Raw genomic sequence first — 14221 nt, 5'->3', positions numbered from 1 at the left:
CCCCTTGAAGACGACGAGGTAGATAGGGCAGAGGTGGAAGTGTGGCAACACATGGAGCTGACTGTTACTAATCGGGTGAGGGCTTGACCAAAACGCAGGAAGTTAATTCTCAAGGAAATGTCAACATGTATGTAGTTTTGAAGGTGCAAAACCTTTAAATGGCCCAGTGGCTCAGTTGGTTAGAGCGTCGCCCTGTCACGGCGAAGGTCGAGAGTTCGAGTCTCTTCTGGGTCGTTAGCAATTTGCTGACGAAGTTAATTGCATAAGGAATATGGAATCTTAGCTCAGCTGGGAGAGCATCTGCCTTACAAGCAGAGGGTCATAGGTTCGAGCCCTATAGGTTCCATATATTTGGATGGATTCCCGAGTGGCCAAAGGGGGCAGACTGTAAATCTGTTAGCAACGCTTTCGAAGGTTCGAATCCTTCTCCATCCACTTAGGTATTAACCTAAGCCGATGTGGCTCAATTGGCAGAGCAGCTGATTTGTAATCAGCAGGTTATCGGTTCGAGTCCGATCATCGGCTTTTAATTAAATTATTAACGCGGGGTGGAGCAGTCTGGAAGCTCGTCGGGCTCATAACCCGAAGGTCATAGGTTCAAATCCTGTCCCCGCTACTTTGCCCAGATAGCTCAGTTGGTAGAGCAGAGGACTGAAAATCCTCGTGTCGCTGGTTCGATTCCGGCTCTGGGCATTTTGCTTGGAGAATTAGGCAATAAATATGGAGCATTAGCTCAGTCGGTAGAGCACTTGACTTTTAATCAAGTTGTCCGGGGTTCGAATCCCCGATGCTTCACTTTTAACTTCTGTGAATTTTCGCAGAAGTTTTTTTATGTTATAGGAAATTACTCCGTAATGTTCCTATAACATAAAAAAGCCCTCCGGGCAGGATCGCACTGCAACGGAGAGAAACTATGTCGCTGAAGCGACCCGCCGCAGGCGGAGAATCCTGCAAGCAGGATTCTTTCTTGTTGTATAAATATTTTAATCTATTTAAGGGTATGAATTTGAGAAGATACATATACTTAAAAGAAGAAATGCTGTTTTAATATAGAATAGCAGCAATCGATCGAAAAGGATCCTGTCTATGAAGAATCATTTCATTTCCTGTACACTAGGAATTCTAAGTTTCTTTTTTATTCCCTATTTTTTTATTATCCCATTAAATGGAATAGATACGTTAACGATAAATCAGAAGTTTAATGTGGAAAGAATCTTGCCTGTAGTAACGGCAACCCAGATTGACAAAAATATGAAGCTGGAAACAATAAAAGCCCAGACAATTATTGCAAGATCTGATTATTACCGGCGCTTAGAAGAAAAGGAGAGTCTTTTAGATATATTGAAGGGACTGCGACGGGATTTGGAGAAAAAAAGCTTTTCAGAATGGATTCTAGACGAAAAATATGAAAGAGCAGCGGAAGAAACCAGGGGAGAGGTTCTTGTGCGGAATTATAAATTGGAGCTTTTGCCATATCATCAGCTCAGTGCGGGTAGAACAAGGAACGGAAAAGAAGTTCTACATAGTGACAAATATAAATATCTGAAATCAGTAAAATGTGACCGTGACAAAGAGGCAGATGATTATCTGAGCAGTTTTTATATAAGTCAGGTGGATCTTCCGAAAAACCTTATTGTGAAGAAAAGGGATAGTGTCGGATATGTGACGGAGATCCGGGCTGATGATATGGTACTGGAGGGAGAAACATTCAGCAGAGAACTGGGGCTGGCTTCTTCCAATTTTAGTATAAAAAGAAGCAAAAATAATATCTGTTTTCTTTGTAAAGGGAAAGGACATGGTTTGGGATTTTCTCAATATGGTGGAGATCAGCTGGCAAAAAATAAAAAAACGGCAGAGGAAATTTTAACAACATATTTTGCAGATATGCAGATTGTAAATGTCAGAGAGATAAAATGAATTTGAATTCAATGCAAAATATTGAATAACAGGAGAAATTCTGGACACCCTATAGATATGAAGATGAAAACAGAGGTGAAAGGAATATGATGAATAACAGAATTACCCGTATGATTGCAAATACTGTTGGCCTTGCTGCTGTGGCAGCTTTAGGAATTACAGTGTACCAGCTTGGAACTACTCCTGTGAAAGAGAAAGAACCGAAAAATCAGCCCCTGATTCAGGAGGACGGTACTGAGAACACAAATGAAGAGGTAAATATTGAAGAGGATAATCAGGAAGCTGCAGGAATGGCGGAAAGTGAGTTTCCAGAAGAAGAAACAAATGCTCAGATCAATGCTGTAAAAGAAGAAACAGGTAATGAGACAGGAGCAGAAAAAAGTGTTGTGAATGCAAATATGGAAGATGAAATGAGTGAAGATGATACAACACAGACAATGAGTGATATGTCAGAGGAAACCACAGATGTTTCTGCTTCAGCAGTCAATCTTCCGGAAATAAATTTTTCAGAGGATACAGTAATGGAATGGCCGGTAAATGGAAATGTTCTGCTGGATTACAGCATGGATCAGACCACTTATTATCCTACATTGGATCAGTACAGACTGAGTCCGGCTATTTCAGTAGGGGCAGTAGAAGGAGCCCCTGTAGTTTCGGCAGTAAACGGAACGGTTTATTCTGTTGAGAAAAATGCACAGACAGGAACTACATTGACAATGGAACTGGGAAATGGATATCAGGCGATTTATGGACAGCTGGAAGACTTGACTGTTTCTCAGGGTGATATTGTGAAAAAAGGAACTACGATTGGATATGTGGCAGAACCTACGAAATATTACAGTGCAGAGGGGGCAAATCTGTATTTTGCAATGAAAAAGGATGGAGAGCCTATAGACCCGATCACTTATCTTCGTAAATAAAGTTAAGAAAATAAGAAGATTTATTTGTTTCGTAAAGATAGAGCCAGAAAAAACTGGTTCTATTTTTTAGTTAAGCGAATATTCGCAATTGAAGCAGGGGACGTACTTGATCTGGTTAAATAAATTGAGGGGAAGTTATTCACATAATAGTGAAATTATCGTATAATAAAATAGATAAAGCTATTATGAAAAAACAGAACCGTTACTAGATGGGAAAATAAAATTGCAGTCGGTTTCCCGTCCTGCTTAGAAAATGCAGAGTCAGAAAGATTTTGTATTTAGATGCAGATAAGAAAAGTAAACGATGAATGTTTGTGCTGATTAAAATACAAGTATGATACCGGCTGTTTATCATAAAAAAGAGGATGACCATGATTTGAGGCTGAGATTGTTTTATGACAGATGGTTGTCCTTTACATAGATGAGGTACAGATGAAGCATGAATTATACATATATGGTAAAGTGTGCAGACGGGACTCTTTATACAGGATGGACAAACTGTCTGGAGAAACGCCTGAAGGCTCATAATGGTGGCAGAAACGGTGCCAAATATACAAAAACAAAGCGTCCAGTGTCTCTTGTGTATTATGAGGGTTTTTTTACGAAAGAAGAGGCTATGAAGAGGGAATATCAGATTAAGCAGCTTACCAGAGAAAGAAAACTGGAGCTTACAAATTTTTAAGGAGGACCAAGGAAATGAAAAAGATGACAAAATGGATTGTGGCATGTGCGGTATGTGTTTTGGGAAGTGTACCGACAGCTGGAGCAGATATGAATATCCCACCGGAAATCACTATGACTCCGCAGGAAATCATAACACCTGCTCCGGAACAGAATGAACCTGTAATAACCCCGGAGGTTACACCTACTCCCATTCCGGAAGTGAAAAATGGTTGGATAACTGTAGGGAAGAAAAAACAGTATTATAAAAATAATAAATTTCTTGTAGGAATGAAGAGAGTAGAAGGGAATGTTTATTATTTTGATGCAAAGGGATTTATGAAAACCGGATGGGTTACACATAATAAACATAAATTTTATTTTAATACAAACGGAAAACGATGCAGTGGTATTAAAAAGATAAAAGGAAAATATTACTATTTTGCTGAAAATGGTGTCATGAAAACAAAAACTGTGAAATCCGGAAACAATATTTATTATTGTACTGCCAAGGGAGTAATGGAAGCCTGGAAAAAGGGAAATGTATATTATAATTCCAAAGGTAAAAGAATGACTGCCGCGCAGGCTTATGATTATGAAACTCTGCAGAGAGCAAAACAGATAGTTTCTCAGATTACAACACCTCAAATGTCAAAAAACCAGAAATTTGAAACCTGCTATAAATGGGTGATCAGCCATTATTATGGTACCACAAGGAAATATGTGAATCAGACATCATGGCCGGCGCTGTATGCAAATGATTATTTTATTAATAATGGAAAAAGAGGAAATTGCTTCTCAGATGCATGCTCTTTTGCATATCTGGCAAAGGCATTAGGATACAAGAATGTATATGCCTGTGTAGATACATCACAGACAAATGGAAGTGGCCACTGTTGGGCAGAAGTCGATGGTCTGGTATATGATCCGTTATTTTCAGAAGCAAAAGGGTATTATAAATATTTTGGAGCTTCCTACCGGTCTTATGGATTATATCCAATGCGAAAAGTAGCAATATAAATAAAAAAGCAGTTATTCAGCTATATATTTATAATTGAATAACTGCTTTACTTTTTATACGGGAAGTGGTGCAACAAAGAAATACATAACTACAAAGTGGCAGGCGCTTCCAAGCATGATAAAGACATGAAAGATTTCATGTGAGCCAAAATTTTTGTGTCTGGCATCAAAGAGAGGAACTTTTAAAGCATAGATCACGCCGCCGATGGTGTAAATGATTCCGCCGGCCAGAAGCCAGTCAAAGCCAGCTCGTGGGAGAGCATGGAAAATAGGTACGAATGCCAGGACACACAGCCAGCCCATGGCGATGTACAGCACAGAAGAAAACCATTTGGGGCAGGTGATCCAACAGCATTTCAAAATCATTCCCAATATGGCAATTGTCCATACCAGTGCACACAGAATATATCCAATGCGATTATGAAGAACTATGAGACATACCGGAGTATAGCTGCCTGCAATCATAATGAAAATCATCATATGATCTATTTTGCGGAGACGCCGGTTTACTTTTTTAGTAGAATCTATGGAGTGATAGATGGTACTGGCTGCATAAAGCAGGATCATAGTCAGTATAAAAATGCTCAATGCAACAATGTGAATCACATCATAGGAACGAGCAGCTTTGATAATAAGGGGAATTGCCCCGGTTACAGCCAATAAAAGAGCAATTCCATGAGTGATGGCACTTCCGGGATCTTTCAGTTTAAATTTCATAATTATCGCCTCCAATTTCAAAACTATTTAATATAGTAATTAAAACTACATATCAAGTATATGAATACTATAACACAATTATTCTAAAATGCAAGACTTTTATTTTGAAAATCAAAAGTTTTATGGAACAGGAAAAGAACAGGAAATAGAAAAAATCTGATTAATAGCAGAATAGAGCTAATACTTACGAAAACAGTTGAAAACGAGGAATAAAACTCATATAATGAAGATAGTTGAAGAAAATTGAGGTGTGAAAACATGGGAAAAACCATAACCATATGTTTTACAAATAATAAAGGCGGAAGTGGAAAATCCACAACCTGTTCCAACCTGGGTGCAGCAATTGCGCAGACCGGAAAAAAGGTTCTTTTGGTTGATGGGGATATGCAGCTGAATTTGTCGTTGGCTTTTTTTTCAGAGGACTGGGTATTGGAGCATGCAGCAGGAGAAAAGAATCTGTATTATGGGATTAAAAAGCAGGAAGATCTGACAGATTATGTGGTACATACTCCTTATGAAAATCTGGATTTGATTCCATCCTCTACCTTAATGAGTTCCATAGAATATGAATTGTTTACAAAATGGCAGAGAGAGTTTATTCTGCGGAAATGTCTTCAGAAGATTAAAGAGTCAGGAATGTACGATTATATTCTGATCGATGCGCCGCCTACACTTGGAGGTTGGGTTATGAATATTTTGTGCGCTTCAGACAAAGTGATCATTCCTGTTGAGGCAAGCCCATGGGGGATGTTTGGACTTGCAAATATGTTTGAATTTCTTAACGAAGTCAGACAGATTTCTCCGGATCTGGAAATAGCCGGAATTGCAGTGACGAAGGTGGATACAAGAAAGAATTACTATAAGCAGACTATGGAAACTTTGCATGAACTGGAGGATATCCATGTATTTGAACAGATCATCAGAGTGGACAGTTCTGTAGAATGGTCCCAGGATAACAGTATTCCGGTTGTTGAATATAAAAGATCAAGCAGAAGTGCCAAAGAATATACAAAGTTAGCAGAGGAGGTAATGAAGCTATGCCAGTAGGAAAAGAAAGTATTAAGCGGGCTGCAAATGCAGGGGCAAAGAAAACCGTAAAAAGATCTGTGATTTCCACACAGGATGCGGAAAAACTGGAGGCGGTATTTGTTACAGAGGACAGGAAAGAATCAATAGATGGACCTGTTCATATTAAGGATGAACTTCCGGTATATCTTCTTTAAATTATGGAGACAGAAGAAAAGAAAATATATACAATTGATGATATTGCCCGGGAACTGGGAGTCAGTAAAACAACGGTATCCAGGGCAATTTCAGGAAAGGGACGAATCGGACAGGCAACCAGGGACAGGGTTCTTGCGTTTGTAGAAAACGGTGGTACATTGATCACAAGTTACTGGTCCGGAATTGCAGATGATTCCGGACGCACTGGAGATTACAGTGAGAGAGAAGGAAAATGAGAAATATTATATTTATCAGAATTTCGGAACAGAGGCTGTAAATATTCCTGTACCGGAAGGCCAGATCAGCTGGGTTTATGGTAATGGCAGTGACAAACTTGAGGTTTATGGTCTTGCAGTTGCCAGGGTTATCGTATAAAATAAATAGCAATGGATGAGGAAATCCCTTCACTTTAAGCAGAGAATGAGACTGCTTGGTGAAGGGATTCTTTTTTACTCGGATTTGGCTGAAAGCTAAAAAATTAAGCATAATTCCTCCATATATTCATATACTATCCATACACTGAAAAATATGGAAACCTATGAAAGTACAGGAGGAAAAAAATGAAGGCGACAGGAATCGTAAGAAGAATAGATGATCTGGGGCGTGTGGTCATTCCTAAGGAGATCAGAAAAACGCTGCGGATAAAAGAGGGAACACCACTGGAGATTTTTACTGACCGGGAGGGGGAGATCATTCTGAAAAAGTATTCCCCCATCGGAGAACTGAATGTTTTTGCAAAGGAATATGCAGAAGCGCTGGCACAGTCAAGCGGGATGGTGGCGTGTATCACGGATCACGATCAGGTAGTGGCTGCTGCAGGTCAAGGAAGCAGGGAATATGTGGGAAAACCTATCAGCAAAGCTCTGGAAGACGCAATTACGGAGAGAAGCTCTGTGTTTGCTAACGGAAATGACAGAAGCAGGATACCTGTGACTCAGGAACAGAGAGAACCTTTGTATTCCCAGATCATGCAGCCTATCATCAGTGCAGGAGATACAGTGGGTTCGGTGCTTTTACTGGGAAAGAGTGAAAGGGATGTGATGGGTGAATCAGAGAAGATGCTCATCAGAACAGCAAGCGGATTTCTGGGAAGACAGATGGAACAGTAAAATTCATAGAATCTTCAGCAGCTTATAGTAGCGGCTGAGGATTCTTTTTTGTATAATAAGAAGCAGTTATGATTTTCTGGAATTGTTATAGAAATAAAATTATTATAATAATGAAATTGTTACGGCAATGAGCGTTGGAAAGGAGACATATTATATGGTTGCAATATATCTGGCACCGTTTTATCTGTTGGTGTGTGTATATATCCTGCTTCGCAGCCTGCACTGGTTTCAGGTATTACATACGGTTTTTCAAAATGTGTGGGTGTGCAGAGGGATTGGACTTGTATATTTATTTGTAGTGTTTAGTATACTGATCGCATTTATGGCACCTGCGTCTGGATTTAGGAGGTTTATGAAGCTTCTGAGTAATTATTGGCTTGGTGTCTTAATGTATACACTTATGACTTTGGGAATCGCGGATGGACTGAGACTGTTACTGAAATATCCTCTTAGAAATCTTGGTTTTCCTGGAAGAGAGCTGCTTTTCAGCAATATGGGAACTGCTGTTGTGGGTGCTGTCTGTGCGGTGATTATTTCAACAGTCAGTATTTACGGAGTGATCCGTGCAGGAAATATACATACAACGAAATATCATATTTCTGTTGATAAAAAGGCAGGAAATATGAAGGAACTAAATGTGGTTCTGGTCGCAGATCTTCATCTGGGATATAATATTGGCTGCAAGCAGATGGCACAGATGACAGAGAAGATCAATGAGCAGGAACCGGATCTGGTAGTGGTGGCAGGAGATATTTTTGACAATGAATATGAGGCACTGGATGATCCGGAAAAACTGGCAGAGATATTGAGAGGGATTCGGTCGAAGTATGGTGTGTATGCATGTTACGGAAATCACGATATCCAGGAAAAGATCCTGGCAGGATTTACCTTTGGCAGTAAGGAAAAGAAAGAGAGTATTCCGGAGATGGATGAGTTTCTGGAGAAAGCGGGGATTACGCTTCTGAGAGATGAGTATGTGCTCATCGATGATTCCTTTTATCTGTATGGCAGACCGGATTATGAGCGTCCCGGACGGGGGATTGATAAACGAAAGACTCCACAGGAAATCACAGAGGGTATGGATCTGTCACTGCCTGTACTGGTTATCGATCATGAGCCGAGAGAGCTGCAGGAACTGGTGGAGGCGGGCGTGGATGTGGATCTTTGCGGGCATACTCATGACGGACAGGTATTTCCGGGAAATATTGTGATCCGGTTTTTCTGGGAAAATCCTTGTGGTTATCTGAAGAAAGGAAATATGCATAATATTGTTACATCTGGTGTAGGGCTTTTTGGACCCAATATGAGAGTTGGGACTAAAAGTGAAATCTGCGATGTCAGCATAGGTTTTTACTGAATCAAGTAAGTCCCCGGCTTCAACTGCAAAAATCAATAAGCAGTTGAAAACGGGGACTTGTCTTTTTTATTATGTCTGATTTAATTTTAGGATCAGTTGAGGGATTTCTCACTCATTTCTTCAAGAAGATTCTTTTTCAGATCCCAGAGCTTCTGAGAAAGGTCTACATATACTTTCTGAGGATTTACGAAACGTCTGGATTCATCCCAGAGAGTATTCTGTTCTTTCTGACAGTAATCGCGAAGCTCCATTACAGATGGAGAATTATAGACCCGCTTACCCTCTTTGATAACCGGAATGAGAAGCTCACGTACTTCATAGGTTCCGCCGAGAACTTTTGTCTTTTTCCATGTATCGATTGGATCAAAGAGAACCATATTCTGGTCTGCATCAAGCTTTTCATCAGCAAGACAGATAAGATCTGCTTTGATCTTGCCGGTAGATTTACCGTAGAGACGATATACGGTTTTATTTCCAGGGTTGGTTACTTTCTCTGTGTTTTCGGAAAGCTTGATTTTTGGAGTAAATTCAGTGCTGTCTGCGTCCTTTACAGCGGCAAGCTTATATACACCGCCGAAAGCAGGATTGTCATCAGCAGTGATCAGCTTGGTGCCTACACCCCAGGAATTGATCTTGGCATCCTGGGCTTTCAGGCTTTCAATGAGGTATTCATCCAGATCACTGGAAGCAGAGATCACAGCATCGTCAAAACCGGCAGCAGCCAGCATCTTATAAGCTTCTTTGGAAAGATAAGCCAGGTCACCACTGTCAATACGGATGCCGTATTTGGTAAGTGGAATACCTTCTTCGCGCATTTCTTCAAATACACGGATCGCATTCGGTACACCGGATTTCAATACATCATAGGTATCTACCAGAAGGGTGCATGCATTAGGATAAAGCTTTGCATAGGTTTTGAATGCTGTGTATTCGTCCGGGAAACTCATGATCCAGCTATGGGCATGGGTTCCCAGAACCGGTATATCAAACATTTTACCTGTAAGTACGCAGGAGGTTCCGGCGCATCCGGCGATCACTGCGGCACGGGCACCGAAAATACCCGCATCCGGACCCTGGGCACGGCGCAGACCGAATTCCATAATCGGATCACCCTTGGCTGCGTAGCATACACGTGCTGCTTTGGTTGCAATCAGACTCTGGTGATTGATAATGTTTAAAATCGCTGTCTCTACCAGCTGAGCTTCCATGATCGGAGCAACGACTTTTACCAGTGGTTCTCTTGGGAAAACAACAGTTCCTTCCGGAATCGCATAAATGTCACCTGTAAATTGGAAGTTGCTTAAATATTCCAGAAAATCTTCTTCAAAAATATTCAGGCTTCGCAGATAGGTGATGTCTTCTTCTGTAAAATGGAGATTTTCAATATATTCGATCATCTGCTCCAGTCCTGCTGTGATAGCAAAAGCACCGCCGCAAGGATTAGTGCGGTAGAACATATCGAAGATAACAGTCTGGTTAGTTGGATTTTTGAAATAGCCCTGCATCATGGTAAGCTCATAGAGGTCCGTAAGCAGGGTCAGATTATTTGCTCGCATTTTTTTCTCCTTTTTATATAATGTAGCTGTCAGTAGTCTTCTGGCAGGCAAAGCTGCTGAACAGTTATAAATTGGTTCAGATAATGTAAAATCTTTCCTATGATTATAGCATATTTTTAACCAATGTAAATCTAAAAAGTGTAATTTGACCAAAGTGGGAATATCCCTTTGACAGGAAGTCTGAAATGTGATTATTTTCTTAAAAATGTGATGAAATAAAGAAAATAAAAAAAATTAAAAAAATTTCAAAAAAGGGCTTGCATTTTTTGTTGACCTATAATATAATATCAATTGTCGCAAGCGAGTGACACAAATTAAATAAAGGGCTATCGCCAAACGGTAAGGCAACGGACTCTGACTCCGTCAGTTCAAGGTTCGAATCCTTGTAGCCCTGCTGTAGAAACCACTTCTGAGGAAGTGGTTTTTTTATGCCCGGATAAAAAGATAGTATTTTACTTTTGGCATGGAAACAGGTATGATAGAAATCAGAACAGTAATATTTTCGCAAAGGAGTGGATTATTATGAAAATTGGTTTTATCGGTTGTGGAAATATGGCAACAGCCATGTTAAAAGGAATTCTGAAAAGTGGAGAAGTAAAGGCAGCAGATATGATCGCTTCTGCAAAATCAGACAAAACCCGTGAAAAAATCGAAAAGGAACTTGGTATCTGCAAGGCAGACACCAATGCTCAGGTAGTGGATTTTGCTGATATTGTTTTTCTGGCTGTGAAACCTCAGTTTCTTGAAGGAGTTCTGGATGAGATTAAGGATAGCGTAAAGGAAAAGCAGGTTTTTATCTCTATTGCACCTGGTAAAACTTTGCAGTGGATTGGGGAACATCTGGGAGAAAAAACAAAAGTTATCCGTACTATGCCAAATACACCTGCTATGGTAGGTGAAGGCATGACCGCACTCTGCGTAAACAATCTGGTAACAGAGGAAGAAACACAGATGGCAGTGGAGCTGTGCAATACCTTTGGAAAGACAGAAGTGGTTCCGGAGCATCTTATGGATGTAGTGGTAGGAGTTTCCGGAAGTTCACCGGCATATGTATTTATGTTTCTTGAGGCAATGGCAGATGCAGCAGTTGCAGACGGAATGCCAAGGGCACAGGCTTATAAATTTGCTGCACAGTCTGTACTTGGAAGTGCAAAGCTGATGCTTGAGACAGGCAAACATCCGGGAGAACTGAAAGATATGGTCTGCTCCCCGGCAGGAACCACCATTCAGGCAGTCCGTGTTCTGGAAGAAAAAGGTTTGCGCAGTGCAGTGATTGAAGCACAGACAGCATGTGTAAAAAAAGCTAAGGGTATCTAAGCGGCAGCCTGCAAGCATTTTTGGGTTGACAAAGAGAATTTTGCATGATATATTTTCAATAGTTGTAGTGTGTAACTCGATTTTTGGAGGCATTAACTATACATAACGGAGAGAGTTTATGTATATTAATGCCTTTTTTTGTACAAAAACCGGTTGAAAAGGGTCTTTTATGCAGAAGCTATTTCCGTAAATAGATATGTCTGCTTACGCAGAAACTATTAAATAGGAAAGGTAGATAAGAGTCACATGAAAGACAAGATTTTCAGCGTTTTGCAGCGAGTGGGACGAAGCTTTATGCTTCCCATCGCAATTCTGCCGGTAGCGGGACTGCTTCTCGGTATCGGAAGTTCTTTTACAAATGCAACCACAATTGAAACCTATGGTCTGACAAAGATTCTTGGTGAAGGGACTTTACTTCACTCCCTGCTGGTAATCATGAACAGTGTGGGAAGTGCGGTATTTGATAACCTGCCATTGATTTTTGCCGTAGGTGTAGCCATCGGTATGGCAAAGAAGGAAAAAGAGGTTGCAGCTTTATCAGCAGTTATTGCATTTTTTGTAATGAATACAGCAATCAATGCCATGCTTACTGTTACAGGACAGATTCTTGACAACGGACAGGTGGCAGAGACTGTCCTAGAGGGAACCATTACCTCTGTATGCGGTATCCAGTCACTTCAGATGGGTGTGTTTGGCGGTATTATTGTAGGACTGGGAGTAGCTGCCCTGCATAACAGATTCTACAGGATACAGCTTCCAAATGCTCTTTCCTTTTTTGGAGGAACCCGTTTTGTACCGATCATTTCCACGATTGTATATATGTTTGTGGGAATCCTTCTGTATTTTGTATGGCCGGTAGTCCAGAATGGTATTTATGCACTGGGCGGACTGGTAACAGGAACCGGTTATGTGGGAACACTGATCTTCGGTCTGATCAAGCGTGCACTGATTCCTTTTGGTCTGCATCATGTATTTTATATGCCTTTCTGGCAGACTGCTGTGGGTGGTACCATGGAGGTTGCCGGAAAAATGGTTCAGGGTGGACAGAATATTTTCTTTGCCCAGCTTGCTGACTCTGCTAATATTGCACATTTCAGCGCAGACGCAACCAGATATTTCTCAGGAGAATTTATTTTCATGATCTTTGGTCTTCCGGGTGCGGCACTGGCAATGTATCAGTGTGCAAAGCCTGAGAAGAAAAAAGCAGCAGGCGGTCTTTTGCTGTCTGCAGCACTGGCATGTATGGCAACCGGTATCACAGAACCTCTGGAATTTTCATTCCTGTTTGTTGCTCCGGCACTGTTTGCAGTTCAGGTAGTGCTGGCAGGAAGTGCATATATGATCGCGCATATGCTGAATATTGCAGTAGGACTTACCTTCTCCGGTGGTTTCCTGGATTTCTTCCTGTTTGGTATTCTCCAGGGAAATGAGAAAACAAGCTGGATGAGGGTTGTCCCGGTAGGTATTATTTATTTCTTCTTATATTACTTTATTTTCAAATTTATGATTAAAAAGTTTGATTTCAAGACACCTGGCCGTGAGGATGATGATACAGAAACTAAGCTTTATACAAAGGCTGATGTAAATGCCCGTAAAGAAGCACAGAAGGGTGAGAATACAGAGGCCGGAGCAGATCCTGTCAGTGAAGCAATCACCAGAGGTCTGGGTGGCAAGAAAAACATCAGCGATGTGGATTGCTGTGCCACAAGACTTCGTTGTACAGTAAAGGATGCAGCTCTGGTAAATGACGGAGTTCTGAAAGCAACAGGTGCATCCGGAGTGATACACAAGGGACAAGGTGTACAGGTTATTTACGGTCCCAACGTTACTGTGATCAAGTCTAATCTGGAAGATTATCTGGAAACAGCACCGGATATACTGGAAACACCTGCAGCAGAACCACAGGTACAGGAAAAAGAAACTCCAAAAGAGGAAGCAGGACAGAAGGTTGTGGACAGAATTGTGATTTCCAGTCCGATCAGTGGTACAGCGGCAGAGCTTGTCACTGCACCGGATGAGGCTTTTGCCCAGAAAATGATGGGAGACGGTGCGGTAGTCACACCGGAAGATCCTTATGTATATGCACCGGAAGACGGCGAGGTAGCCTTTGTTTTTGATACAAAGCATGCCATTGGATTTATCACAGAGTCAGGAATCAGTCTGCTGATCCATGTGGGAATTGATACAGTAAAATTAAATGGAAAAGGATTTGAGGCGCTGGTAGAAAGCGGCCAGGAGGTAAAGAAGGGAGATCCTATGCTGAAACTGGATCTGGATTATCTGAGCCAGAATGCGCCCTCTATCGTATCCCCTGTTCTCTGTACAGAACTGGAGGATAACCAGAGGATCCATCTTTTGAAGGAGGGTCAGATAAAGGCAGGGGAACCTCTTTTTGAGGTAGAGGTTCTTCAGTAATATCTGCCC

Annotated in this window: 13 protein-coding genes, 8 tRNA genes, 1 rRNA gene and 2 pseudogenes; 22 read left to right on the top strand and 2 right to left on the bottom strand. The window is 41.1% G+C overall.

The annotated features are described in order from the left end of the window. The 12 genes from ACTNDS_RS15540 to ACTNDS_RS15485 all read left to right on the top strand — a co-directional run. Positions 1–91: ribosomal RNA gene (locus ACTNDS_RS15540) — 23S ribosomal RNA — on the top strand; the annotation flags it as partial. A 69-nt stretch (positions 92–160) separates the two neighbouring features. After that, positions 161–234: transfer RNA gene (locus ACTNDS_RS15535), tRNA-Asp, on the top strand. A gap of 39 nt (positions 235–273) precedes the next feature. Next, positions 274–346 (top strand) — tRNA-Val (locus ACTNDS_RS15530). A gap of 7 nt (positions 347–353) precedes the next feature. After that, a tRNA-Tyr gene (locus tag ACTNDS_RS15525) sits at positions 354–435 on the top strand. A gap of 17 nt (positions 436–452) precedes the next feature. After that, positions 453–525 (top strand) — tRNA-Thr (locus tag ACTNDS_RS15520). Positions 526–542: 17 nt separating this feature from the next. Then, positions 543–616: transfer RNA gene (locus ACTNDS_RS15515), tRNA-Met, on the top strand. A gap of 4 nt (positions 617–620) precedes the next feature. Then, positions 621–693 (top strand) — tRNA-Phe (locus ACTNDS_RS15510). Positions 694–722: 29 nt separating this feature from the next. After that, positions 723–795 (top strand) — tRNA-Lys (locus tag ACTNDS_RS15505). A gap of 291 nt (positions 796–1086) precedes the next feature. Then, a complete protein-coding gene (locus ACTNDS_RS15500) occupies positions 1087–1917 on the top strand; it encodes a SpoIID/LytB domain-containing protein (protein ID WP_202018835.1) in 831 nt (276 codons plus the stop codon). Positions 1918–2003: 86 nt separating this feature from the next. Then, complete coding sequence (locus ACTNDS_RS15495; RefSeq protein ID WP_441036711.1) at positions 2004–2837, top strand: peptidoglycan DD-metalloendopeptidase family protein; 834 nt, start codon at positions 2004–2006, stop codon at positions 2835–2837. Positions 2838–3276: 439 nt separating this feature from the next. Then, positions 3277–3519, top strand: a complete 243-nt coding sequence (locus ACTNDS_RS15490; RefSeq protein ID WP_441036710.1) for a GIY-YIG nuclease family protein — start codon at positions 3277–3279, stop codon at positions 3517–3519. A 14-nt stretch (positions 3520–3533) separates the two neighbouring features. Then, a complete protein-coding gene (locus ACTNDS_RS15485) occupies positions 3534–4517 on the top strand; it encodes a transglutaminase domain-containing protein (RefSeq protein ID WP_441036709.1) in 984 nt (327 codons plus the stop codon). Positions 4518–4571: 54 nt separating this feature from the next. Here ACTNDS_RS15485 and trhA read toward each other — a convergent pair whose 3' ends face one another. Continuing rightward, entirely contained in the window at positions 4572–5234 is a 663-nt protein-coding gene (gene trhA / locus ACTNDS_RS15480) for a PAQR family membrane homeostasis protein TrhA (protein ID WP_019160306.1), read from the bottom strand. Between the two features lie 258 nt (positions 5235–5492). Here trhA and ACTNDS_RS15475 point away from each other — a divergent pair, with 258 nt between their 5' ends. The 7 genes and pseudogenes from ACTNDS_RS15475 to ACTNDS_RS15445 all read left to right on the top strand — a co-directional run bounded on the left by ACTNDS_RS15475 (position 5493) and on the right by ACTNDS_RS15445 (position 8924). After that, positions 5493–6281 carry a ParA family protein gene (locus ACTNDS_RS15475; protein ID WP_433844718.1) on the top strand — a complete coding sequence of 263 codons (789 nt, stop codon included), beginning with the start codon at positions 5493–5495 and terminating at the stop codon, positions 6279–6281. Next, on the top strand, positions 6272–6457 hold the full coding sequence (locus tag ACTNDS_RS15470) for a hypothetical protein (protein WP_019160308.1): 186 nt from the start codon (positions 6272–6274) through the stop codon (positions 6455–6457). The genes ACTNDS_RS15475 and ACTNDS_RS15470 overlap by 10 nt, the downstream gene beginning before the upstream one ends. Before the next feature lie 3 nt (positions 6458–6460). After that, positions 6461–6604 (top strand): annotated as a pseudogene (locus ACTNDS_RS15465) (LacI family DNA-binding transcriptional regulator); the annotation flags it as partial. Positions 6605–6613: 9 nt separating this feature from the next. Next, a pseudogene (locus tag ACTNDS_RS15460) lies at positions 6614–6694 on the top strand (hypothetical protein); the annotation flags it as partial. After that, a complete protein-coding gene (locus ACTNDS_RS15455) occupies positions 6675–6833 on the top strand; it encodes a hypothetical protein (RefSeq protein WP_441036708.1) in 159 nt (52 codons plus the stop codon). The pseudogene ACTNDS_RS15460 and the gene ACTNDS_RS15455, both read left to right, overlap by 20 nt. A 185-nt stretch (positions 6834–7018) precedes the next feature. Next, positions 7019–7567 carry a stage V sporulation protein T gene (gene spoVT / locus ACTNDS_RS15450; RefSeq protein WP_441036707.1) on the top strand — a complete coding sequence of 183 codons (549 nt, stop codon included), beginning with the start codon at positions 7019–7021 and terminating at the stop codon, positions 7565–7567. A 154-nt stretch (positions 7568–7721) separates the two neighbouring features. Beyond that, the gene (locus tag ACTNDS_RS15445; protein WP_441036706.1) at positions 7722–8924 is read left to right on the top strand and encodes a metallophosphoesterase; all 1203 of its coding nucleotides are present in this window, start codon (positions 7722–7724) and stop codon (positions 8922–8924) included. Positions 8925–9016: 92 nt separating this feature from the next. On the opposite strand, the gene ACTNDS_RS15440 is transcribed toward ACTNDS_RS15445, so the two are convergent. Next, positions 9017–10480, bottom strand: coding sequence for a nicotinate phosphoribosyltransferase (locus ACTNDS_RS15440; RefSeq protein WP_441036705.1), 1464 nt, complete (start codon positions 10478–10480; stop codon positions 9017–9019). A gap of 322 nt (positions 10481–10802) precedes the next feature. Here ACTNDS_RS15440 and ACTNDS_RS15435 point away from each other — a divergent pair. From ACTNDS_RS15435 to ACTNDS_RS15425, 3 genes are all read left to right on the top strand, one after another. After that, a tRNA-Gln gene (locus ACTNDS_RS15435) sits at positions 10803–10874 on the top strand. A gap of 128 nt (positions 10875–11002) precedes the next feature. Beyond that, entirely contained in the window at positions 11003–11797 is a 795-nt protein-coding gene (gene proC / locus ACTNDS_RS15430; protein ID WP_441036704.1) for a pyrroline-5-carboxylate reductase, read from the top strand. Positions 11798–12043: 246 nt separating this feature from the next. Then, positions 12044–14212 carry a glucose PTS transporter subunit IIA gene (locus ACTNDS_RS15425; protein WP_441036703.1) on the top strand — a complete coding sequence of 723 codons (2169 nt, stop codon included), beginning with the start codon at positions 12044–12046 and terminating at the stop codon, positions 14210–14212. The last annotated feature ends 9 nt before the right edge of the window (positions 14213–14221 follow it).

Origin of the sequence: Blautia sp. HCP3S3_C12 (genome assembly GCF_052064155.1) — a bacterium.
Classification (GTDB): domain Bacteria; phylum Bacillota; class Clostridia; order Lachnospirales; family Lachnospiraceae; genus Blautia_A.
The sequence above is the reverse complement of the archived record's forward strand: the minus strand, read 5'-3'. Positions and strand labels throughout refer to the sequence as shown.